This window comes from Cyanobium sp. Tous-M-B4, from assembly GCF_024345395.1.
Taxonomy (GTDB): Bacteria; Cyanobacteriota; Cyanobacteriia; order PCC-6307; family Cyanobiaceae; genus Cyanobium_A.
Map to the genome: position 1 here is coordinate 542,636 of NZ_JAGQBA010000002.1, position 20,006 is coordinate 562,641.

Genomic DNA, 20,006 nt, shown 5'->3' on the forward strand with positions numbered 1-20,006 from the left:
ACTCAATTCAAACTCGATCAGCGATACCCAAGTGTGACCAGCTAGCCGGATACGTCAATAGCGGCTATTTAGGCTGGGCGGCAGCTGGACGCTGGACTGGCTCGGGCCCGGGCTTGGGTTCTGGAAGCAGCAGCCCTAGCCCAGAGGCCACGGCCACAGCTAGCAGCCCTGCCAGCGGCCCCGCAAGGCGCTGGGTAAGGGGGCGGCGCTCCAGCAGCTCGCGTGCCTTTAGGGGCATGGGCTCAGGCAGCTCCAATGGCAACTGCAGGCGCGAATCGAGGCGCAATTGATCCAGCACCCGCACTAGATCGGCCAGCTCGGCATCGTCGAGATTGAGCTGCAATGGGGGCGTATCCGGCTGGCTACTGCGCAGCAGCAGGCCATGGCCGCCCTCGGGCCCCGGACTTATCTCCACTGGCTCGGGCTCGGCGCCAAAGCGACGCGGCACACCACTGATCAGGTAGCGGGCGTAGGGCAGAACCACCTGCATCAGGGCTAGCAGGTGCTCCTTGCGGCCCTCAAGCTCGGGGCGACCGGCCCAGGCCAAACTCCAGCCCGTGATGATGCCGAGGTTCTGGCCGCTCTGGCCGACCGATACATCCGGCAGACCCTCCACCTTGAGGCGGCAGCTGAGTTGGTCGAACTGAAGTACTTGCTTCATTGCAGGCTCAGGAGCTGGATCATGGCTGGGCATCCAGCAGGCTGGCGCGCAGCCGCTCAAAACCGCCCACCCCGGCACCCAGGGCCAGGGCCTGGATCAGCAGCCGCGACTGGCGGGCACCTGACTCGGGATCGAGCAAAAGTTGCACGCCACCACGGCGGAGGTTCATGCGCTGGCGCACTAGATCGGCCAGGCGGCTGCGGAATAGGTTCCAACGCTCGCTGAGCACTTCCGGCGGCTCGGCGCTGGAGAGCAGGCCGCGCACCAGGGGATAGAGGCGATCTGCCAAGGCGCAAAGTATGCGGATTAGGGCGTCGGTTTCAGCTGGCTCCAGACCCTCGCGGCGAGTGGTGCGGCGCAGGGGGTTGGTGCAGCGGCGTTTCCACAGTTCCACCCGGTTGGGGAAGAGAGTGGTGAAGCCCATCTGCTCGCTCATCCACACCATTGCCTCACCGCCGTTGAGGTCGAGGGCCTCGGCGCTGAGCAACAGCAGGTCGAGGCGTTCAAGGCCGCGGCGGGGAAGCCGGGCGGCCGATTCAGGAGCGAATGAATCAAGGGGCATGGCTGCGATGATGCCAGCAAGTGCACCCAACCGTCACGTTCATGGCCCCAGACCTGCGGGAATTCGTGCGCGATGTGCCTGATTTTCCCAAGCCCGGCATCCTGTTTCGCGACCTCACGCCGCTGATGCGTGACCCGGATGGCTGGCAGGAAGTGATCCGTCAGCTGAGCGCAGTTTGCGAGCGGCTGCAGCCCGACCTGATCGTGGGCATTGAGTCGCGGGGCTTCATCGTGGGCACCGCCCTTGCCACCGCCGTGCGATTGGGTTTTGTGCCAGTGCGCAAGCCCGGCAAGCTGCCTGGGGAAGTTACGGGCGTGGACTACGCCCTCGAATACGGCAGCGACCGGCTGGAAATCCATAGCGATGCCCTGGCCGATGGTTCAAAAGTGCTGATCATTGATGATCTGCTGGCCACCGGCGGCACCGCCGCGGCCTGCGCCGAGCTGGTTGCTGCAGCTGGTGGTGAACTGTGCGGCTTCGGCTTCGTGGCCGAACTGGCGGCTCTTGAAGGGCGCCGCAAGCTGCCCGATGATCAGCCCGTGGAGTCGCTAATCATCTATTCCTGAGCCTGCCAGCTGAGCAGGGCATCGAACTGCTCCAGGCTGATCAGCCCGAAGCGCCACAGCACCACCGGCAGGGGGGCCTGCTCCTGCTGCGCCTGGCGCAATCCCAGGGCTAGGGCGCTCTCACTTAGGCCAAATTGATGGCGCAGCAGACGCAGCAGCGCCGCTGAAGGTGGCGGCTGGGAACTTGTGCTGATCACCATGGTGGCGGTCCCGGATAGCCCATGCTGATCAGCGCCTAAGCAGCTGGCAAGGGCCATCGGTCATGGCCGACAGGCTGAGTTTGCGCAGGGGAGCAAGCTTGGTCAGTAGCAGCAGGGTCAGGTGGCGCAGGGGCAGCAGCAGGGGCGAGCGATTCGAGAAAAACCGCACCAGCAGATCGGTGGCCAGCAGGGTGAGCAGCAAATCCGGCCAACGTCGCCTTGCATAGGCCGCCGGTAAGCGGTGCACGGCCAGCCGCCCGGTCGCCGCCCGCCGGGCCAGGCGATGCAGGGTGGCCACATCGCGCCAGCAGAGGTTTAGCCCCTGGCCGCCCACTGGATGGCAGCGGTGACCGCTCTCCCCCACCAGCACCGTATGGCGGCGGTGCAGGCTCCGGGCCAGCAGCAGGGCCACCGGGAAGGCGCGCGGATCGTCGAGCAGGGCATCGGGCTGCAGCTGGTCTGGCAGGGCACCGGCCAGGGCATCAAGGAAGGCTGAATCGCCGAGGCTTTCAAGCTGGCGGCAGCGCTGGGCTGGGGCACTCCAAACCAGCTGGAAGACGCCATCACCCAGGGGCAACACCGCAAAGGGCCCCTCGGGCCGCAGCAGCTCCCAGGCCTGGTCGTCGGCACTGCCGCGGAGTCGCACCAGGGCGGTGAGGCAGTTTTGTCGATAGGTCCACTGCAACACGCCCATGCCGAGGGCCTCGCGGCTGGGGGAGTGGGGCCCGTCGGCCGCCACGATCAGGTCGTGCGGCGGCCGATCACCTGCAGTTAGCGGCGGCGGCGTGCCCAACTCCAAAGTGATGGCGGGATGGGCGCTTAGGCGCTCCAGCAGCAGGGTCATCAGCGGCCGGTGCTGTCCCACCCAGCCCACGGCCGCCGCCGGGGCCGCCGCCCGCTGCGAGCCCAGGTCCGCCAAGCAGAAAGGCACCTGGCGCTGGGTGGCCAGATCAAGTAGCTGCAGGGAGCGGAAGGGCACCAACACCGCCCGCACAGCTGGCCACAGCCCCAGCTGCTCCAGCAGGCGCTGGCTGGAATGGGTGAAGGCGTAGGCGCGGCTGCGCTCGAGCAGCACGGCAGCGGGCAGGGGATCGCTGATCTGCACCTGCCAGCCAGCGTCCGCCAGGGCAAGGGCCGTTAGGGCACCGGTGGGGCCCGCCCCATTCACCAGGGCCCTCAGAACCGGTTTGGACTCGACCATGGCGATGGCGGATCAGCCCGGGGATCGGGCACAAAAAAGCCGCAGCTGTAAAGCTGCGGCAATTGGTGTAGCAAAGCTCAGGCCTGGGCGAGAGCAGGCAGATCAGCCGATGCCGAGCAGGCCGCGGGTGAAGGACTCACCACCCAGGGCGAATTCAGTGGCAAGCAGGGCGATGAAGCCGAGCATGGCCATACGGCCATTAAGCTTCTCCGCGCGCTCGTGGAAGCCCCAGCCGCTTTCGGTTGACACAACTTCCATCCGGGGCTCGGTGGCGAATGCATTGAGGCGGCCGCCGTCTTCAGTGGTAACGGTGGCGCCGCGGATGGTGGCGGCTTCGATCGAAGGGGTGGTCTGAGTCATGGATGCCTGACGTGTGCTTGCAAGAAGTGTAACGCAATATTGCAGCTTGTAACTGCGGCCCCGGGGAAATGCTGCGCCTGGATCAGCGGAACCGCTTCAGGCAGAGCTCCTCAAAGGCCGGTCGCAGCAAGAAGGGGTATTCACCTACCCAAAGCTTGAGCTGGGGCAGCCAGGCGTCGCTGATCGCTCCAATCTGAGAAAAGTCCTTGCGCTCGCTCAGCACCAAAACCCGCACAACCATGCCGGCACGAATCTGCTGGTGCTTTTTTTCAAAGGGGAAGCGCACCTTGCCGAGGTAGCCCTCTTCGTCTTCGAGCTCGAGGGTGAGCCAGGTGCGGCGGTTTTCCACCAGCTCCAGGCGGCCGTCGTTGTTGGCCTGTTCGCGGCGCTCCTCCACGATTTCGCGGGTGTAGAGATCGGCGATCTGGCCTTCAAACAGGGCTGCAGCCGGATAGCGGCGCAGGGTGGAATTTTTCTGGCCCGCCTCGAGGATCGGTCCCCAGAGCAGGTAAAGGGCAAACACAAAGCCCACCACCAGGAAAACCGGGCCGAACTGGCTGGAGAACAGCAGGGTTTGGCTGATTAATAGGGCAATCACTGCGCCGATCACCGAGATCAGCACCCGTTGCAGCACCTTGCGGGGATTGCCGGTGCAGGCGTTGAACTGGGGGCCGGTGGCCACCGCTGGGATCAGGCGCAGCAGCTCGCCGGGACGCAGGGGAAGCAGCATCAGATCAGCCGCTCCAGGCCATACACAAGGCCAGCCAGCTGGCGTACCTTGCGCACGGTGAGCAGCACGCCGGGCATGTAGGCGGAGCGCTCGATCGTGTCGTGGCGCAGGGTGTAGGTCTCGCCGGGAGCACCAAACATCACCTCTTGGTGGGCCACCAGCCCTGGCAAGCGAATCGAGTGCAGGCGCAGGCCGCTGTCGCGCTGGCCGCCGCGGCAGCCCGCCAGGGTTTCGTGCTCCTCCACCTGCTGGGGGTTGAAGGATTTACCGAGCTCCTCGATCAGCTCGGCGGTTTTGATGCAGGTGCCGCTGGGGGCATCGGCCTTGCGGTTGTGGTGCAATTCGGTGAGCTCAGCGAAGTCGTAGAAGCGGGCGGCGGCGGCGGCGGCCTGCTGCAGCAGCACCATGCCAACTGAAAAATTGGGGATCACGGCACCGCCCACACCCGCCTTCTCGGCAAAGGCGGCCAGATCAGCCAGCTGCCCGGGTGAGAGGCCCGTGGTACCGATCACTGGGTGCACGCCGTAGGCGATCGCGGCGCGGGTGTGCTCGTAGACAACCGAGGGGTGGGTGAAATCCACCAGCACCGCAGCCCCACCCTGCCGTGCCGCCTGGCTGGCTTGGCATAGGGCCCCCTCGAAGTCGCTGGTGATCGCCAGCTCCAATTCGCCTAGGCCGAGCTCCAAGCCCAGATCAGCCCCCTCTTTATCAGGGGTGGTGTCGATGGCGGCCACCATGGTGCAATCGGGGGCCGCAAGCACGGCCCGCACCACCTCGGCGCCCATGCGGCCCAGGGCACCGGCCACCACCACGGGGATGGGTGCCCCAGAGGCCGGATCGGGTGCAGGAGCCATGGTGTTCTTAAAGCGCTGGCAGCGAGCCTATGCGGCGCGCGCAGGGGCGCGCAGCCGAGCGAGCAGGGCTTCGAGATCCACCGCATCACCCTGCTCGGCTGCCAGGAAGCGCTCTGCATAGCTGCGCCAAACGCCAGCTTCAAGAAACAGCTCCAGCAGCTCCCTATCGAGGTGGCGCTCGCCGGCCATGGTAACCAGGATCTCCAGGGCCACAGACAAGGGTTTGCCGCTCTTGTAGGGCCGGTCGGCTGCGGTGAGGGCTTCAAACACATCGGCGATCGCCATCATCCGGGCCAGGGGACTCATCTGATCAGAGGTGAGTCCGCGGGGGTAGCCCCGGCCGTCGGTGGTTTCGTGGTGGCCGCCAGCGATCTCTGGCACCGCCGCCAGGTGGGCGGGAAAGGGCAGGGAGGCCAGCATCCGAATCGTCTGGATGATGTGCTCGTTGATCTTGTAGCGCTCCTCGCCACTGAGGGTGCCGCGACTGATCTCCAGGTTGTGCAGCTCGCCGCGGTTGTAGAGCAACTCGGGCTCGGCCATGGTGATGCCCCAGGGGTTATCCGCCGGCAGCTGCTGCTGGGGCAGGCGCTCGATGCGGTGGTGGAGCCGGTCAGCCAGCAGGGGCTCGCCCACCGGCAGGGGCTGCTGGGACTCCCGCTGGCGGCGGCGCAACTCCTCCGCGCCAACGCCAGCGCGGTCGTCGAGGGTGCGGCGCCACTGGCGGCGGGCGATGGCTTGGAGACGGTCGATCCGCTCTTGAGCCATGAATTCGCCGCCCAGGTTGCATTCAGCCACAAAGGCAAATTCGGCATCGAGCTCGGCCCAGATGCGCTCCAGCTCGGCCTGAAGGGCCTGCCGATCACCACCAGCAGCGATGGCTCGCCAGGCGTCGGTTTCAGCGGCGCTTTTAAGCAGCTCAAAGCGCATCCGCACCTCGTGGATGCGGTCGTAGATGGTTTCCAGCTTGGTGGCCTTATCGACCACGTATTCGGGAGTGGTTACCTTGCCGCAGTCGTGCAGCCAGGAGGCCAGGTGCAGGGCCTCCCAGTCGGCCTCCGAGAGCTGAAAGCTGGCGTAGGGGCCGCTGCGGGCCTCACAAGCAGCGGCGGCCAGCAGTTGGGCTAGCTCAGGCACCCGGGCGCAGTGGCCGCCGGTGTAGGGGCTTTTGGCGTCAATCGCATCAGCGAGCAGCTGAATAAAAGCCTCAAACAGGGCCTTCTGGGCGGCGATCAGGCCGCGGGTCTCCAGGGCAACCGCCGCATTGCCAGAGAGGGCCTGGCAGAAGGCCACCCGGGCTGGTTCTGGGGGGGTCTCAAAGTGCAGCACCAGCTCGCCCAAGGGCTCGCCGCGCCTGCTGAGCAGGGGCAGGCACAACCGCTCCCCAGCTCCCGCCGCCGTGGCGCCAACCAGCTCGCCGCGCTCAAGGCGCCGATCAGGAGGCATTACCAAGCTGGCGCCGCGGGCATCGCTGGCCTGCAGCGATTCCTCTAGAAGCCTTTCCAGCAGCCGATCTACGTCATCTTCTGCCGCCAACAGGGCGGAAATATCAAGGAAGCGCCGGATCGTGCCACGCATGGCATCGAAGGTGAGGGCCAGCTCATCCACCTCGACGATGCGGGAGCGGCCAGCCGGCTCGCCTTCGAGCTGGAAGGCTCGGATCGCCTGGGCCTGGCGAGCCAGGCGCCGCAGGCTGGTCGAGAGGCGGCGCGCCAGCAGCACCACCACCGGCACGCTGAGCAGCAGCACCACCAGTGTCGCCACCCCTCCCTCCTTAGCCAAGCGCCGCGCATCGGCAAGCAGCTCCCTTTCGGGCATAGCCATCAATAAAAATGTGTTGCCGCCCTTGAGTGGCGAGGGCAGGGCAACCACCGCACCACGCCAGCCCTGTCCAGCGGCATCGAAGTGGCTGAATCCGGGGGGACGGTCCATGGGCGTTGGTTTGCGCAGCTCCTGCTTCAGCTGGGGAGCTAGGGCAGCCAGGGCCGGCATGCCCAGCTGGGCCAGGCTTGGTATATCCGCAGTCCCCCCCGCGGCTTCTTGGTGGAAATTGCCCATGCCCTCCATGGCTGGGGTGGCCACCACCAAGCCCTGAGGGGTAACGATCGCCAGCTGGGTGCCTGGAGTGATGCGGTATGTGCTCAACAACTCGCCCAGGTTGCTAAGCGGTAAGGCAGTCCCTACGGCGCCACCGTCAGCCGTTGCCAGGGACAAGGTGACACCGACCTGCCCCCCGAAGACAAAGCGGTGCAGCGGGGCCAGTACGGGTCCCTTGCTGGCCAGGGCAAGACGCACCCAGGGGCGTTCCTTGAGGTCGAAGCCCGGTGGCGGGGAGAAGGGCTCGGAGCTCAGCTGCCGCAGAGTTGCGTCAAACACGATCCGGCGCCCCAGTCGCTTGCCCGGATCGATGCCCTGCACCACCAGCCCCCCTTTGGGCTCCTTAGCCCGAGCCACCAGAAATAGACGCCCACCCCTGTCCGCCACCATGTAGGCGGCATAGGCGGGGGTATTGGCTAGGGCCTCGGCAAAGCTGGGCAGCAGGTCCAGCCGTTGCTCGAAGTTGAGGTCGTCGGCTAGATCTTCGATTCGCTCTAGTTCGAGCACGGCCTTAGACGGGTCGATGGCCCGTCTGATCTCGGCTCGAAGCTCCCCCACCATTGCCTGGAGCGTCTGTTCGCTGGCGCTGGAGAGCACCTCCTCCGTGCGGCGCACCCCCAGGGCACTCACTAGCAAGCCTGTAGCGCAAACCAAGGGCAGAAAAAGGGCCACCAGCGTGGTGGTGAGGCTCAGCCGAGGTAGGAGCTTTGGCATGGACCGTTCGTAGCAGGTCACCAGGACCTCGCATCAAGGCGGATACATCCGTAGATTCCCCAACAACCCCTTATTCGCGCTGATGTTCACGCAGGTTCGCTCCACCAACCGCCGAGTTACGCCCGGCGACGTGAACGGCCGTGCCGTGATGAAGGCCGTTTATGTGGTGCTCGAACCCCAGTACCAAAACGCCCTAACCCAGGCCGCCAACTCGCTCAATGCCCAGAACGGCCCCCTGGCGATCGAACTGAGCGGCTACCTGATCGAGGAATTGCGCGATCCCCAGAACTACGCCGATTTCCAGGCCGATGTGGCCGCGGCGGATGTGTTTATCGCTTCGCTGATCTTCATTGAAGATCTGGCACAGAAGGTGGTGGAAGCTGTGGCGCCTCACCGCGACCGGCTCAAGGCAGCAGTGGTGTTTCCCTCCATGCCGGAGGTGATGCGGCTAAATAAGCTCGGCACCTTCTCGATGGCCCAGCTGGGCCAGAGCAAGAGCGCCATTGCCAGCTTCATGAAAAAGCGCAAGGAGGCGGGCGGCGCAGGCTTCCAAGACGCGATGTTGAAGCTGCTCAATACCTTGCCTACAGTTCTTAAATACCTGCCGGTGGAGAAGGCGCAAGATGCGCGTTCTTTCATGCTGAGCTTCCAGTATTGGCTGGGCGGCACGCCAGATAATCTCAGGAATTTTCTGTTGATGCTGGCCGACAAGTACGTCTTCCCCCGGGGCGGCTCGGGAGACCGGGCCGACCGTCCCGAGGTGGTTGTGGCCGAGCCCGAGGTATTTCTCGACCTGGGCATTTGGCACCCACTAGCTCCGGGGATGTTTGAAGATCTCAAGGAATATTTGAATTGGAATTCAAGCCGCGGCGATCTCAGCGAGCAGGCCCGTAATGGTCCGGTGATCGGTCTAGTGCTGCAGCGCAGCCACATAGTTACCGGCGATGAAGCTCACTATGTGGCGATCATTCAGGAGCTGGAATATCGCGGCGCCACCGTAATTCCGGTCTTCTGCGGCGGGCTCGACTTCACCAAGCCGGTGAATGCTTTCTTCTACGACCCGCTCAACCCCGACATGCCGTTGGTGGATGGGGTGGTGTCACTGACGGGTTTTGCCCTAGTGGGTGGTCCAGCCCGGCAGGACCACCCCAAGGCGATTGAGGTGCTTAAAAAGCTGAATCGCCCCTACATGGTGGCGTTGCCATTGGTGTTTCAAACCACCCAGGAGTGGGAGGAGAGCGATCTAGGTCTGCACCCTGTCCAGGTAGCACTGCAGATCGCCATCCCTGAACTCGATGGCGCCATTGAGCCAATAGTGCTCAGCGGCCGCGACGACGCCACCGGTAAAGCTCACACCCTGCAAGACCGGGTTGAGGCGATCGCCGAGCGCGCAATCCGCTGGGCCTCCTTGCGGATCAAGCCCCGGGCTGAAAAGAAGCTGGCGATCACCGTGTTCAGCTTCCCCCCTGATAAGGGCAACGTCGGCACGGCGGCGTATCTAGATGTATTTGGTTCGATCTTCCGGGTGCTGGAGGAGATGAAAGCCAAGGGCTACGACGTGCAGAACATGCCGCGGGATTCCAAGGCGCTGATGGAAGCCGTGATCAACGATCCAGAAGCCCTCCAGGGTGCACCGGAGCTCTCGATCGCCCACCGCATGAGCGTGGAGGAATACGAGCGCCTCACCCCCTATTCCGAGCGGCTTGAAGAAAACTGGGGCAAGCCCCCCGGCAACCTGAACAGCGACGGCACCAACCTGCTGATCTACGGCCGCCACTTCGGCAATGTGTTCGTGGGTGTCCAGCCCACCTTTGGCTACGAGGGCGACCCGATGCGGCTGCTCTATTCACGCAGCGCCAGCCCCCACCACGGCTTTGCCGCCTACTACACCTATTTAGAGAAGGTGTGGCAGGCCGATGCGGTACTGCACTTCGGCACCCACGGTTCGCTGGAGTTCATGCCCGGCAAGCAGATGGGCATGAGCGAAACCTGCTACCCCGATTCCCTGATCGGCGCCCTACCAAATCTTTATTACTACGCCGCCAACAACCCTTCAGAAGCCACCATCGCCAAGCGGCGAGGCTATGCCTCCACGATCAGCTACCTCACCCCACCGGCTGAAAATGCCGGCCTGTATCGGGGCCTCAAGGAGCTGGGCGAGCTGGTGGGCAGCTACCAGCAACTGAGAGAGGGCAGCCGGGGCGTACAGATCGTCAACGCGATCGTGGAAACGGCGCGCCAGTGCAACCTCGACAAAGATGTGGTGTTGCCTGATGCCGATGCCTCGGAGATCGGCCTCGACGGCCGCGATGGCGTGGTGGGGGCGGTGTATCGCCAGCTGATGGAGATCGAAAGCCGGCTGCTGCCCTGCGGCCTGCACACGATCGGCAAGCCACCTACTGCCGAGGAGGCAATCGCCACCCTGGTGAATATCGCGGCGCTCGAGCGCGAGGAAGATGGCCTGCGCTCCCTGCCGGGCCTGCTGGCCGAGAGCCGGGGCCGCACGATTGCCGACATCTACAAAGGCAACGACGACGGTGTGCTCGTCGATGTGGAGCTCAACCGCACGATCACTGAAGTGTGTCGCGCGGCGGTGGGCGCCATGGTCAAGGCCGTAACCGGAGCCGATGGCCGGGTAACCCTGCGCCAGAACTTCGCTTGGTTGTTTGCCCTGCTGGAGAAATTCGGCTTCCAACTGCCCAGCCCCTGGCTGAGTGCCTGCCGCTCAGCTGGCTTCCCAGGGGTGGATCAAGCCGAGCTCGACAAGTTGTTTGGCTACCTGCGCTTCTGCCTTGAGCAGATCTGCGCGGATATGGAAATGCAGAGCCTGCTCAAGGCCCTCGATGGCGAATACGTGCTGCCCGGCCCCGGCGGCGACCCGATCCGCAACCCGGGCGTGCTGCCCAGCGGCAAGAACATCCACGCCCTTGACCCTCAGTCGATCCCTACCCGCGCCGCAATTGCTGCCGCCAAGGTGGTGGTAGATCGGCTAATCGAGCGCCAGAAGGCCGAGCAGGGCGCCTGGCCCGAAACGATCGCCTGCGTGCTCTGGGGCACTGACAACATCAAGACCTACGGCGAATCGCTGGCTCAAATCCTCTGGTTTATCGGCGTGCGGCCGGTGGCTGATTCCCTGGGCCGGGTCAACAAGCTGGAGCTGATTTCCCTGGAGGAGCTCGGCCGGCCCCGCATCGACGTCGTGGTGAATTGCAGCGGCGTATTTCGCGACCTATTTATCAACCAGATGGGTTTGATTGATCAAGGCGTCAAGATGGCAGCTGAGGCCGATGAGCCCCTGGATATGAACTTCGTGCGCCGCCACGCCCAGGAGCAGGCGGCGGCCCAGGGCGTGTCCCTGCGGGATGCGGCGACACGTGTGTTTTCCAATGCCAGCGGCAGCTACAGCTCAAACGTAAACCTGGCGGTGGAGAACAGCACCTGGGAGGAGGAGAACGAACTGCAGGAGATGTATCTGTCCCGCAAGACATTTGCTTTCAACGCCGATAATCCAGGTGAGATGAACCAGAACCGCGAAGTATTCGAATCAGCTATGAAAACCGCTGATGTGACCTTCCAGAATCTGGATTCGGCTGAGATTTCCCTCACCGATGTGAGCCACTACTTCGATTCTGACCCCACCAAGCTGATCGCCGGCCTGCGCGACGATGGCAAGGCACCGGCAAGTTATATCGCTGATACCACTACGGCTAACGCCCAGGTGCGATCCTTGAGCGAAACCATTCGCCTCGATTCGCGCACCAAGCTGCTCAATCCCAAGTGGTATGAGGGCATGCTGAATAGCGGCTACGAGGGCGTACGCGAAGTGGCCAAACGGCTCAACTTCACCCTGGGCTGGAGCGCCACCAGCGGCTCGGTAGACAACTTCGTGTACGAGGAGGCAAACGACACCTTCATCAATGATCCGGAGATGCGCAAGCGTCTGATGGAGCTCAATCCCCACAGCTTCCGCCGCATCGTGGGCACCCTGCTCGAAGTAAATGGCCGCGGCTACTGGGAAACCAGCGATGAAAACATCGCCCAGTTGCAGGAGATCTATCAGGAGATCGAAGACCGGATTGAGGGGGTTACGGAGGGGTGAGAATTTCTTGCTTGCTCCACCGGCTCGACTCAGTTAGTGCGAAGCAAGTGCTTGGCCTTTTTGAGTAGGTAATGGATCTTCGACTCTGACCTGGGCCAGCAACGGCTCAGCCTGAAACCTTGCCTGCGAACTCCATCCAGGAAGCCTGCTTGCAGTTCGAAGCCACCTCCAGCGCAATCATGGAAGCAGCTGCTTCTGTTTGATTCCGCTGACAGCTGGCTCCATTGCTTTGCAGCCGCGCCAGCTTTGTAACGCAGCGTTCTGCAGCAACCCCGAGCGCTGCACCCAGCACTTCCATGACAACCGAAAAAATTGGTCTCAGGCCCATCGAGCTCGAGGTTCTTAACGAGGCAGAGCCCCTTTCGGTTCTGTATGGCCAAACAGCTGGCGCTATGCAGCAAGACCAGGACTACCGGCTCTTGGAGCATTCCTATCGCAATTCACCTGAATACGCCGCGATGGTGGAGCGCTACCCCCTGCTGCGCAGCTTGATATCCGCAAGCGCTTCATCTGAACTTATTGGCCATCCGGCGGGGTCTTAGTTACGGTGAATAATGATTTGGGAATGCTGGGCATGGGCTATGATCAATTGTTCACTTAATACGTAAGAGAATGTCTGAGATCGAGGAAATTAATAAGCTTGTCACGTTTGGACTGGTTGACGGCAAGCTGCGGATTCTTCAGGTTAATGCACATGTGTGGGGTGATGTTACTGGGAATATTCAGGGCAGTGTCCGCGGAGATATTTATGGAGATGTTGAGGGAAGCGTAGAAGGATATGTTGGCCGCGATGTCGGCGCAAATGTTGGGCGCCATGTCCTTGGTAATGTAAATGGCAATGTAGAGGGAAGCGTTTGGGGGGATGTTAAGGGCGATGTATGGGGTAACGTTTTTGGAAAAGTCGAGGGGAACGCTGAGGAGTAGTTCTGACAAAATTCGTGTAGTTTATTATTTCTAGAAACTTATTTGAATTCCGTTAATTATAAAGCTTTGCCCCTTTGCTCCTTTGGGTCGACTTTCTAGAGATTTTGAGCTGCTGAAGACTTCGCTCGACAGATGTTCATAAAACTAGGTTTATCCTTGGCTTAGTAAATTAACTTGTCCGATTAACTTTATTTAATAGCCTGGCCAATTTATTCGGAAAATGATAGAAGCAAGCCTCCCCCGGCGACGAGTAATAGTCCTGCCCAGCCAGTGGCTGAGGGGCGTTCGCCAAGAAAAGCAAAGCCTATGAGGGCTACCAGTAACAGGCTTAGACGATCAACAGGCACCACCAATGACGCGTCACCTTGTTTCAAGGCCCTAAAAAAGCAGAATGATGATAAGCCGCTAGCTATGCCAGAAAGGGTTATGAATGTCCATGTTTGTTGAGATAGTTCAAATGGATTACTCCATTTGCCAGAAGCAATTATGAGTAACGGCAGGAATATTGATACGACAACTGTGCGAATAAGGGTGGCTAAGTCTGCTTCTACATTCTCAAGTCCAATCTTTCCAAGTACGGCAGAGGCGCTGGCGAAAATTGCTGACATTAAGGCCCATGTGAACCAAAGTGGTAATACCGGAATTGGGCTCATTTAAATCTGGTATCCGCAAGTGCTGGGTTAAGTCTAAATTTCACATGAATGGCCAAAAAGAATTATGGTGCAGCCTTTTTTTTATTCTAGCCGAGCACCCCTCTGCCCGGAAAGATGACGCTTCTCCAGCCAGACCACTTCATTCACTGGGGGGCTTGATGGAACCGATCGACGCGTCGTTACAGCTAGGCCTCCTTTGGCTCTTGTTTTTATGCGGCTCCTTTCGATCTATTAACTTTGTATAGATCGTCAATAAAACTCCTTCCAGGGATAAGCCCCTTCAGCGAAGGTCCGAGCGATCGATCCATATGGAGCAGTTGCAGAAATTGGAGTTCTTCAACGTTCGTATAGCAATGCTTGGGATTATTAATTGCATGCCTCAGCCACTAATTTTTCGATCTAGCCATTGGGTCAACACATAGACTCCGATAAACATTGGTAGATATGCTATCCACATGTTTGGTAGGTTCAGCTCTGAGTTGTTGATTAGAACTAGTCCTCCGTAGCTGACTGCGCCATATATCATTGCCCTGCGCAGTGGTCCGGTGATCTTTTTCAAGCGAATTCGAAAGGCGAGTCAGGTCCAGGCTATGTGCGGCAGCAGTATTTGCACATTTATTGCTGCTCCCCCAGGCCACGCTTGGATCAGCGCTGCAGAGGGATGTAACAGAATCGTTACCAGGCACCCGTGACTCCGGATGAAGTGTTTTTGGGATTCAATGACAAGCTGGGTCACTACCGAACTGGAGATAGCCTGTATCTCTTCTCATTAAGCCACCTTTGGCCGCCACATAGTGGGTCCGAAGCTTTTGCATGTGTGGTTTCCGATTGGTTCAGCGTATTTTTCTGCGGTCTATCCATCTTGCTATGAATATGTAGTCACTTTTGCTAAATTGTTGGTTTCTGATTAGTTTTTGATCGTAGGTGACTGGCTGTTCTTGCTATTCGCTTTTCTTGTAATTTGTTTGTTGTTGGATTTTGTTTATAAAACTGTGGTTCCTCTGTCTGATGATATTATTATTGGTTGCTGCTGCCCGCAAATGGGGCGCAAAAAATCCATGCTTCCATCCTTTCGCAGATATTTACTCGGATGTGCTGCTTTGGTATCGGTCCTGGCGCCGAGCTTTGCTAGCTCTGTTCAGGCCGCTGAATGGTATTTCTATGTTAAAAATGATAGCAACTCCGCCATTACCCGTTTAGAGGCTAAGGAAAAAGGTGGTAGCTGGCTCAAGTTTGATTTAAATGGCGGAATTAGAGCAGGCAAGAAAGTTCGGATCGATTGGGCTGCTTCTACAAATGACGACGATTGTAAGCAATTTATCCGTGCTACTTTTGCCGATGGAAGCGTTACGAGTCCAACTTTGTTCGACTTCTGCAATGATCTAGATACGCCCATCGTGTTCGACTAGTGAGCTTTGTTTTTTAGGATTTAACGCTGGTTGCCTAAATTGAATGAGCTAATTTTATTGTCATGGCGTACATAGGTAGCTTCTTCCAGTCTGGATGGGCAAAAGCTATGCCATTATGGATTTGGCCCGAATCTAAGTCGACCCCCACTTCTCCTTCTGTTCATTCATTTTGGTTCCGTGTAATAAAATAGTGAGATCATGATGTTAAGTAGTTCCTCTCGTTTAGAGCGGCTAGGCCGTTTTCTGCTGCGGGGCTTACGTATTGGCGCAAGCACGGTGTCTATTATCGAGCTCCTTCGGAATGATTGGACCGGTGGCATCACTGCTGGGGTCGCCTGGTTTGTTTTTTTACAGGTGGAGCGACGATTGCCGCCTAGCTCTGCGGAGCCATCGTCTCCGGCAGATGGCCGGTCTTAACCCAGATAGTGCAACCGGCTTCGCTCCACGGCCTGTGCACGCTTCCGGGCGGATTGCGCAGCCAGCTACCAGCTTGATAGGTGCCGTGTTCGTCCTGGAATACGCCAGCGAGCACCAGAATCTCCTCCCCACCTGGATGGCTGTGGGGCTGAAACACCGTGCCCGGTGCCCATCGCACTAGGGCTAGATGTTCAGAACCAAAGGCGTGTAGTGGCAGCACTTCTAATCCCTTGACTAGACCTGGAAGCCAGGCTTTTTTGTTGGTGTCTATCACCAGCTGAAGCTGATCTGCCGGGTGCATCTGGTGCAGTTTCACCAAGATGGTGCAGCCCGCTACGCTGAATGGAGCATGGTTGGAGCCAGCGGGGTTGCGCAGGTAGGTGCCGGCTGGGTAGTCGCCTTGCTCATCTGAGAAGGTGCCCTCCAAGACCAGGATCTCCTCGCCACCGCCATGAAGATGGCGCTCGAAATGGCTGCCTGGGGCATAGCGCACGATCGAGGTTGCCCGGGCTACCTCGCCGCCATTGCGATCAAGCAGGCGCCGCTCCACCCCAGCCATTGGGGAGTGGTTCCAATCGAGAGCATTGGTGTCCAGCACCGCCCGCTGACTGAGGTCTGCATGGAGCTTCATAAGGTGGATTCTGGCTCCTAATGGTCGAGAGTAGTAGCTAATGGTGCGGTCTTCTGGTCTAGTCGCGCTGCTGGAGACGTGACCCCCTGCCCGCTGTCGTGAGCCAGCATCCCAAGGGATAGTTGAAGAGAGTTCTCCTGCCTGCCAATACTCACCTGTGTCCTGGAGCGGGTGGCATCGGGAGCCCCGTCTGGATACCTCCTTGACTGAAATACAACGGTTGTTGAGGCTGGCTGTGCTGACAAGCAGCGGCTTATTTAACTCAAAAGTGCAGCACTCGAATCCTGACCATTGCTAGTGGCCAGATTAAAAGGGGAGGCAAGGTTTTGTGCTCCCTAGCTCCTTTGCCAAGATAGCCATGAAAAACCTACTGTTCCCGATGCTGGGACTGCTCATGCTGGCTGCAACTGGCATGCCAGCCATGGCAGAGCAGCGTGGAGGGCCTAACTCAGGTGGAGATCGTCCTCAAACACCCGCAGAGTTAGGCAACAGCGACAATCCCTGCGGTGCCCAGCAACGACCATGCGCTTGGTAAGGACTGCACTGTTCACCTATCCCAGTTAGGGTTTCTGTGCTCCCTTGATATTCTTGTCAAGGGCTTCAATTTAGTTTCCTTACGGATTAAGTTGCGAAGGGATCTCCACATGGGGATCCAATTTCTACTCATCAAGGGCCAGCTTTCATAGGTCCTAAGGTTTGCGTCTGAGTTTTAGCGGATTGATCCTGAAGCTGCCCAATTAGCTCAAAACTGATTCATCACTATCGGTCCGATTACGTTAGTGCTGGTCACTGGCTTGATTTTCGCTAAGCATCGATTCAGAACCCTATTGAAAACAATATGATGTGATACTTCAGGCATAAAGGGGCTTGGCACTAATGACCGCAGTCCTTCGTCGAGAGAGGCAGACCAATGTCAGGCGCTCCAGGCCTGCTTTTGATGACAATGCGCCCATTAACTGCCAAAGTGAATCGTGCCTGCCTGTCACAACAGAAAGGAAATTGCTCAGAGAGCTGGTTGCCATCGCCTTGAGCCTGTTGATGCTGCTTACGGCACCAAGCGCTCACGCCAGTACCACCACCGCGCAACATTTCCTCTGTGAGGGCGACTCGCTGGAAGCAATCGCCTTCAACGGGGCTGTGGATGCTGTAGGGATCCCCAATAGCAACGCCGATACAGTGCCCGGAGCCTTCATGGTGCTGCGCTGGCGCGAACTTAGTCTGCAATTACCACGCACCAACAACGCTGGGATTCCCAGTTACTCCGATGGGCGCTGGTGGTGGCAGGCACTTGATCCAGATCACCCGCAATTCGCTCAATTGCGCGGAAATGCTGAGCACTACAGCTGTGAACGCGAGCAATGAGAACAGCCTTCAGCTCACGAGCTGCGCCAGCCCAGCCCAGCAAGCTCCGGAGGCAGCTGCGGCACCGATGACCTGCAAAACGCTCCAGCGCCACTTGAGTTGGGCCAGCAGCCCCAGTGCCACCACCAGCGCTGCTGTCGGACTGAATGCTCCCAGTGGCCAGAGAACCGGACCCGAGAAGAACGCCGCCAAACTTCCTATTACCCCGACAACGGCTGCGGTGATCGCCGTGAGCGGCGCGCCAAAACGCAGGTCACCGCGGCTGGCCTCTACTAGAGGTGCGCCAGTGAGTATGAACCCGAAGGACGGCAAAAACGTGAACCACACGGTGACCAGGGTGGCGGATATGGCCAGCGACAAACTGCCACCCGCATCGCCAATGCCATCAGCGAGCCCGTTACCGAGGCCACGGTTCCAGCCGCCCATGAAGCCCACGAAGGCCACCACCATGATCAAGGGTCCAGGCGTGGTTTCCCCTAGGGCCAGACCATCAAGCATCTGGCTGGCGTTCAGCCAGCCGAACTGCTCCACGGCACCTTGGGCTACGTAGGGCAGAACGGCGTAGGCCCCACCAAAGCTGAGCAGGGCGACGCGCGTGAAGAAGCGAGCCATCACTGCCAGGGTGCCGCTCCAGCCGCCAACGGCAGCAAGCAAGGCCAAGGGAATTAATATGGCCAGCCCCCAGACCAGCAAAATGAGCGCCAGATGGCGGCGCGAGAAGCGGCAATGCTCGGGTGTGGACGTTTGGTCGCCATGAACTGGCTCTTGTTGCGGAAGGGCAGTGGTTTCCGTTGTCGATGCGCTCAGCTGGGTGGCTGGGCTGGGGGGAGTTGGGGCAAATAACAATCCAGGTCGCCAGCGGCCCGCCACTAAGCCGCTGAGAGCTGCCCCAACTACCACCAGCGGATAGGGCAGGCGCAGCACCGCCAGGCTCAGAAACGCCGCGGTAGCAATGCCGATCAGCAGGGGTGTGCGTAGGGCCCGCTGGCCGAGCCGCCAGGCAGCCACCAGCACAATTGCCAGCACGGCTGGCTTGAGCACGACGAACACACTCGCCAGCAGCGGCAGCTGGCCCCAGAGCGCATAGGCAGTGGCCAAGGTGGTGAGCAGCAGCACCGATGGGGCCAGGAAAAGTCCGCCAGCGATCAAGCCGCCCGGCACCCCGTTCATCAGCCAGCCCAGGTAGGTGGCCAGCTGGGTGGCCTCCGGACCCGGCAGCACCATGCAGTAGTTGAGAGCGTGCAGAAAGCGCCGCTCTGAAAGCCAGCGACGGCGATCGACGAGCTCCCGGTGCAGGAGGGCAATTTGACCCGCTGGCCCACCAAAGCTCACCAGTCCCAGCTGCAGCCAGAAGCGAGAGGCCTCTTTCAGGCTCACGGCTTGCTTCGGTGTGACGAGATTCATCCTGATCACTAGACCAGGTTGCCATTGTCGACAAACACCCAGCTCTGCCCTGCCAGCCGTGGGAGAAGGTATGGCATTACTTCAGTGCTAGCACAGTCCAGGTGGCCTTGAGAATGCGGGCCAAGGTGCAGCAGGGGGAGGCCATGGTCCCCGGGCGCTCAGACACCACACAGGGATCTCTGAGATCCCTGTTTTGGTAGCAAGAATCGCCTTGTTTTCAAAGTTGAGCAGCGCTTCCCTTTGGTTTCGCTGGTGGAATACCTCGGATGCTTCCGGTGCATCTTTGGGCTGCTCTTTCTTTGGCCCTTCATGGGCGGACTTAAAGCAACCACCCCGCTGCGCTAATCGGTGTGGATCTAACCACCACCAAGGGGGGCTGGCGGTCATGCAGGCACCTAATTCACAGGTGCCTGCTTTCACTGGGCAAGAGAGCACGGCCAGTGGCTGCTCACTCCTCTTCTGTGCTGCCCAGGGGAATCAGCTTGATCTGCTTACGGCCCAGCTTGATTTCGAACTCATCGCCGGGTAATAGGTCGAGCACGGCGGTGTAGGCCTTGCCCACCAGCAGATTGCCGTTGCCCTGAACAGTTGCGACATAGCTAAGGCTGCGCCCACCCTTGCCCCGTCCGGTGGTATCGCTGCCGAGGCTTACACCCTTAGCACCCAGCAGGGCCTCATAGAAAGCGGTGAAGTTGAGGCGCTCACTGCCATCTTTTTTAGCGCTCACATAGCCGCACTCACGCACGAGCTCTGACTTGGACACATCGCCCATTTCCTTGACTTTGGCAAGCAGTTCGGGACCGGTAAGCATGGGAAATCAAGTCGAATGCGTTCTGCCTCAATGTAGCGGCCTTCGGTGGCTCTGGTATTCGATTTCCCACTCTCAAAACAGGCTGCTCAAACGTTCTGCCTCGTAGGACGACTCGTTGCAAGGGATCCCGTTCGCGCCAAGCCATCTAGTTCACTTTCACTAAGCACTCCTCTTTCCGCTGAGTGCTCCGGATCAAGGGAGACTGGTGCGGCGGAAAAACCAGGATCTTCTGACCCGTTATGGATCTTGCTCAACAGCTTTGCAGCCAGCCCAAACTCTTCAGCGTAGGCAGCCTGTGAGCGCAATTTGGCTGGTTTTTATTTTTTAGCCAGCTACCTGGTACAGCCTCGTTCC

At 60.0% G+C, this 20,006-nt stretch carries 19 protein-coding genes; 6 read left to right on the forward strand and 13 right to left on the reverse strand.

All coding sequences use genetic code 11. The features are described from left to right. Positions 1-64 precede the first annotated feature (64 nt). Both KBY73_RS06015 and KBY73_RS06020 read right to left on the reverse strand, forming a co-directional pair. Positions 65-661, reverse strand: coding sequence for a DUF4335 domain-containing protein (locus tag KBY73_RS06015; RefSeq protein WP_254936159.1), 597 nt, complete (start codon positions 659-661; stop codon positions 65-67). 19 nt (positions 662-680) lie between these two features. Next, positions 681-1,223 carry a DUF3038 domain-containing protein gene (locus KBY73_RS06020; protein WP_254936160.1) on the reverse strand — a complete coding sequence of 181 codons (543 nt, stop codon included), beginning with the start codon at positions 1,221-1,223 and terminating at the stop codon, positions 681-683. A gap of 41 nt (positions 1,224-1,264) precedes the next feature. On the opposite strand from KBY73_RS06020, the gene KBY73_RS06025 reads away from it, so the two are divergent. Next, positions 1,265-1,789, forward strand: a complete 525-nt coding sequence (locus KBY73_RS06025; protein ID WP_254936161.1) for an adenine phosphoribosyltransferase — start codon at positions 1,265-1,267, stop codon at positions 1,787-1,789. On the opposite strand, the gene KBY73_RS06030 is transcribed toward KBY73_RS06025, so the two are convergent. From KBY73_RS06030 to KBY73_RS15045, 6 genes are all read right to left on the reverse strand, one after another. Next, on the reverse strand, positions 1,780-1,989 hold the full coding sequence (locus tag KBY73_RS06030) for a DUF2949 domain-containing protein (RefSeq protein WP_254936162.1): 210 nt from the start codon (positions 1,987-1,989) through the stop codon (positions 1,780-1,782). The genes KBY73_RS06025 and KBY73_RS06030 overlap by 10 nt on opposite strands. Before the next feature lie 28 nt (positions 1,990-2,017). Beyond that, positions 2,018-3,190 (reverse strand): FAD-dependent monooxygenase, encoded by a 1,173-nt coding sequence (locus KBY73_RS06035; RefSeq protein ID WP_254936163.1) that lies wholly within the window; start codon positions 3,188-3,190, stop codon positions 2,018-2,020. Between the two features lie 102 nt (positions 3,191-3,292). Beyond that, the gene (locus KBY73_RS06040) at positions 3,293-3,550 is read right to left on the reverse strand and encodes a high light inducible protein (protein ID WP_094559328.1); all 258 of its coding nucleotides are present in this window, start codon (positions 3,548-3,550) and stop codon (positions 3,293-3,295) included. A gap of 82 nt (positions 3,551-3,632) precedes the next feature. Then, complete coding sequence (locus KBY73_RS06045; RefSeq protein WP_254932310.1) at positions 3,633-4,280, reverse strand: hypothetical protein; 648 nt, start codon at positions 4,278-4,280, stop codon at positions 3,633-3,635. Continuing rightward, positions 4,280-5,134 (reverse strand): 4-hydroxy-tetrahydrodipicolinate reductase, encoded by an 855-nt coding sequence (gene dapB / locus KBY73_RS06050; RefSeq protein WP_254936164.1) that lies wholly within the window; start codon positions 5,132-5,134, stop codon positions 4,280-4,282. The genes KBY73_RS06045 and dapB overlap by 1 nt, the downstream gene beginning before the upstream one ends. Positions 5,135-5,161: 27 nt before the next feature. After that, positions 5,162-7,942, reverse strand: a complete 2,781-nt coding sequence (locus KBY73_RS15045) for an HD domain-containing phosphohydrolase (protein ID WP_315858405.1) — start codon at positions 7,940-7,942, stop codon at positions 5,162-5,164. Between the two features lie 82 nt (positions 7,943-8,024). Here KBY73_RS15045 and KBY73_RS06065 point away from each other — a divergent pair, with 82 nt between their 5' ends. After that, positions 8,025-12,041 (forward strand): magnesium chelatase subunit H, encoded by a 4,017-nt coding sequence (locus KBY73_RS06065; RefSeq protein ID WP_254936165.1) that lies wholly within the window; start codon positions 8,025-8,027, stop codon positions 12,039-12,041. Between the two features lie 106 nt (positions 12,042-12,147). Here the strand turns inward: KBY73_RS06065 and KBY73_RS06070 are convergent, their stop codons facing one another. Then, entirely contained in the window at positions 12,148-12,339 is a 192-nt protein-coding gene (locus KBY73_RS06070; protein WP_254936166.1) for a hypothetical protein, read from the reverse strand. Between KBY73_RS06070 and KBY73_RS06075 the strand changes: the two genes are divergently transcribed. Continuing rightward, a complete protein-coding gene (locus KBY73_RS06075; protein WP_254936167.1) occupies positions 12,338-12,583 on the forward strand; it encodes a hypothetical protein in 246 nt (81 codons plus the stop codon). The two genes, KBY73_RS06070 and KBY73_RS06075, sit on opposite strands and share 2 nt — an antisense overlap. Positions 12,584-12,653: 70 nt before the next feature. Beyond that, positions 12,654-12,965 (forward strand): hypothetical protein, encoded by a 312-nt coding sequence (locus KBY73_RS06080; RefSeq protein ID WP_254936168.1) that lies wholly within the window; start codon positions 12,654-12,656, stop codon positions 12,963-12,965. A 209-nt stretch (positions 12,966-13,174) separates the two neighbouring features. Here KBY73_RS06080 and KBY73_RS06085 read toward each other — a convergent pair whose 3' ends face one another. Next, the gene (locus KBY73_RS06085; protein WP_254936169.1) at positions 13,175-13,618 is read right to left on the reverse strand and encodes an EamA family transporter; all 444 of its coding nucleotides are present in this window, start codon (positions 13,616-13,618) and stop codon (positions 13,175-13,177) included. A 914-nt stretch (positions 13,619-14,532) separates the two neighbouring features. On the opposite strand from KBY73_RS06085, the gene KBY73_RS06090 reads away from it, so the two are divergent. Beyond that, entirely contained in the window at positions 14,533-15,027 is a 495-nt protein-coding gene (locus KBY73_RS06090) for a hypothetical protein (RefSeq protein WP_254936170.1), read from the forward strand. 373 nt (positions 15,028-15,400) lie between these two features. Here the strand turns inward: KBY73_RS06090 and KBY73_RS06100 are convergent, their stop codons facing one another. Further along, positions 15,401-16,075, reverse strand: a complete 675-nt coding sequence (locus KBY73_RS06100; RefSeq protein ID WP_254936171.1) for a cupin domain-containing protein — start codon at positions 16,073-16,075, stop codon at positions 15,401-15,403. 876 nt (positions 16,076-16,951) lie between these two features. Here KBY73_RS06100 and KBY73_RS06105 point away from each other — a divergent pair. Then, the gene (locus KBY73_RS06105) at positions 16,952-17,437 is read left to right on the forward strand and encodes a hypothetical protein (protein ID WP_254936172.1); all 486 of its coding nucleotides are present in this window, start codon (positions 16,952-16,954) and stop codon (positions 17,435-17,437) included. A 9-nt stretch (positions 17,438-17,446) separates the two neighbouring features. Here the strand turns inward: KBY73_RS06105 and chrA are convergent, their stop codons facing one another. Together chrA and KBY73_RS06115 are read right to left on the reverse strand one after the other, a co-directional pair. After that, positions 17,447-18,814 carry a chromate efflux transporter gene (gene chrA / locus KBY73_RS06110; RefSeq protein ID WP_254936173.1) on the reverse strand — a complete coding sequence of 456 codons (1,368 nt, stop codon included), beginning with the start codon at positions 18,812-18,814 and terminating at the stop codon, positions 17,447-17,449. Between the two features lie 475 nt (positions 18,815-19,289). Next, complete coding sequence (locus KBY73_RS06115) at positions 19,290-19,652, reverse strand: AbrB family transcriptional regulator (protein WP_254936174.1); 363 nt, start codon at positions 19,650-19,652, stop codon at positions 19,290-19,292. Between the last annotated feature and the right edge of the window lie 354 nt (positions 19,653-20,006).

Coding starts and splice junctions, on each gene's coding strand:
- KBY73_RS06015 (WP_254936159.1), bottom strand. CDS start 661: ATGAAGCAAGTACTTCAGTTCGACCAACTCAGCTGCCGCCTCAAGGTG.
- KBY73_RS06020 (WP_254936160.1), bottom strand. CDS start 1,223: ATGCCCCTTGATTCATTCGCTCCTGAATCGGCCGCCCGGCTTCCCCGC.
- KBY73_RS06025 (WP_254936161.1), top strand. CDS start 1,265: ATGGCCCCAGACCTGCGGGAATTCGTGCGCGATGTGCCTGATTTTCCC.
- KBY73_RS06030 (WP_254936162.1), bottom strand. CDS start 1,989: ATGGTGATCAGCACAAGTTCCCAGCCGCCACCTTCAGCGGCGCTGCTG.
- KBY73_RS06035 (WP_254936163.1), bottom strand. CDS start 3,190: ATGGTCGAGTCCAAACCGGTTCTGAGGGCCCTGGTGAATGGGGCGGGC.
- KBY73_RS06040 (WP_094559328.1), bottom strand. CDS start 3,550: ATGACTCAGACCACCCCTTCGATCGAAGCCGCCACCATCCGCGGCGCC.
- KBY73_RS06045 (WP_254932310.1), bottom strand. CDS start 4,280: ATGCTGCTTCCCCTGCGTCCCGGCGAGCTGCTGCGCCTGATCCCAGCG.
- dapB (WP_254936164.1), bottom strand. CDS start 5,134: ATGGCTCCTGCACCCGATCCGGCCTCTGGGGCACCCATCCCCGTGGTG.
- KBY73_RS15045 (WP_315858405.1), bottom strand. CDS start 7,942: ATGCCAAAGCTCCTACCTCGGCTGAGCCTCACCACCACGCTGGTGGCC.
- KBY73_RS06065 (WP_254936165.1), top strand. CDS start 8,025: ATGTTCACGCAGGTTCGCTCCACCAACCGCCGAGTTACGCCCGGCGAC.
- KBY73_RS06075 (WP_254936167.1), top strand. CDS start 12,338: ATGACAACCGAAAAAATTGGTCTCAGGCCCATCGAGCTCGAGGTTCTT.
- KBY73_RS06070 (WP_254936166.1), bottom strand. CDS start 12,339: ATGGAAGTGCTGGGTGCAGCGCTCGGGGTTGCTGCAGAACGCTGCGTT.
- KBY73_RS06080 (WP_254936168.1), top strand. CDS start 12,654: ATGTCTGAGATCGAGGAAATTAATAAGCTTGTCACGTTTGGACTGGTT.
- KBY73_RS06085 (WP_254936169.1), bottom strand. CDS start 13,618: ATGAGCCCAATTCCGGTATTACCACTTTGGTTCACATGGGCCTTAATG.
- KBY73_RS06100 (WP_254936171.1), bottom strand. CDS start 16,075: ATGAAGCTCCATGCAGACCTCAGTCAGCGGGCGGTGCTGGACACCAAT.
- KBY73_RS06105 (WP_254936172.1), top strand. CDS start 16,952: ATGACCGCAGTCCTTCGTCGAGAGAGGCAGACCAATGTCAGGCGCTCC.
- KBY73_RS06115 (WP_254936174.1), bottom strand. CDS start 19,652: ATGCTTACCGGTCCCGAACTGCTTGCCAAAGTCAAGGAAATGGGCGAT.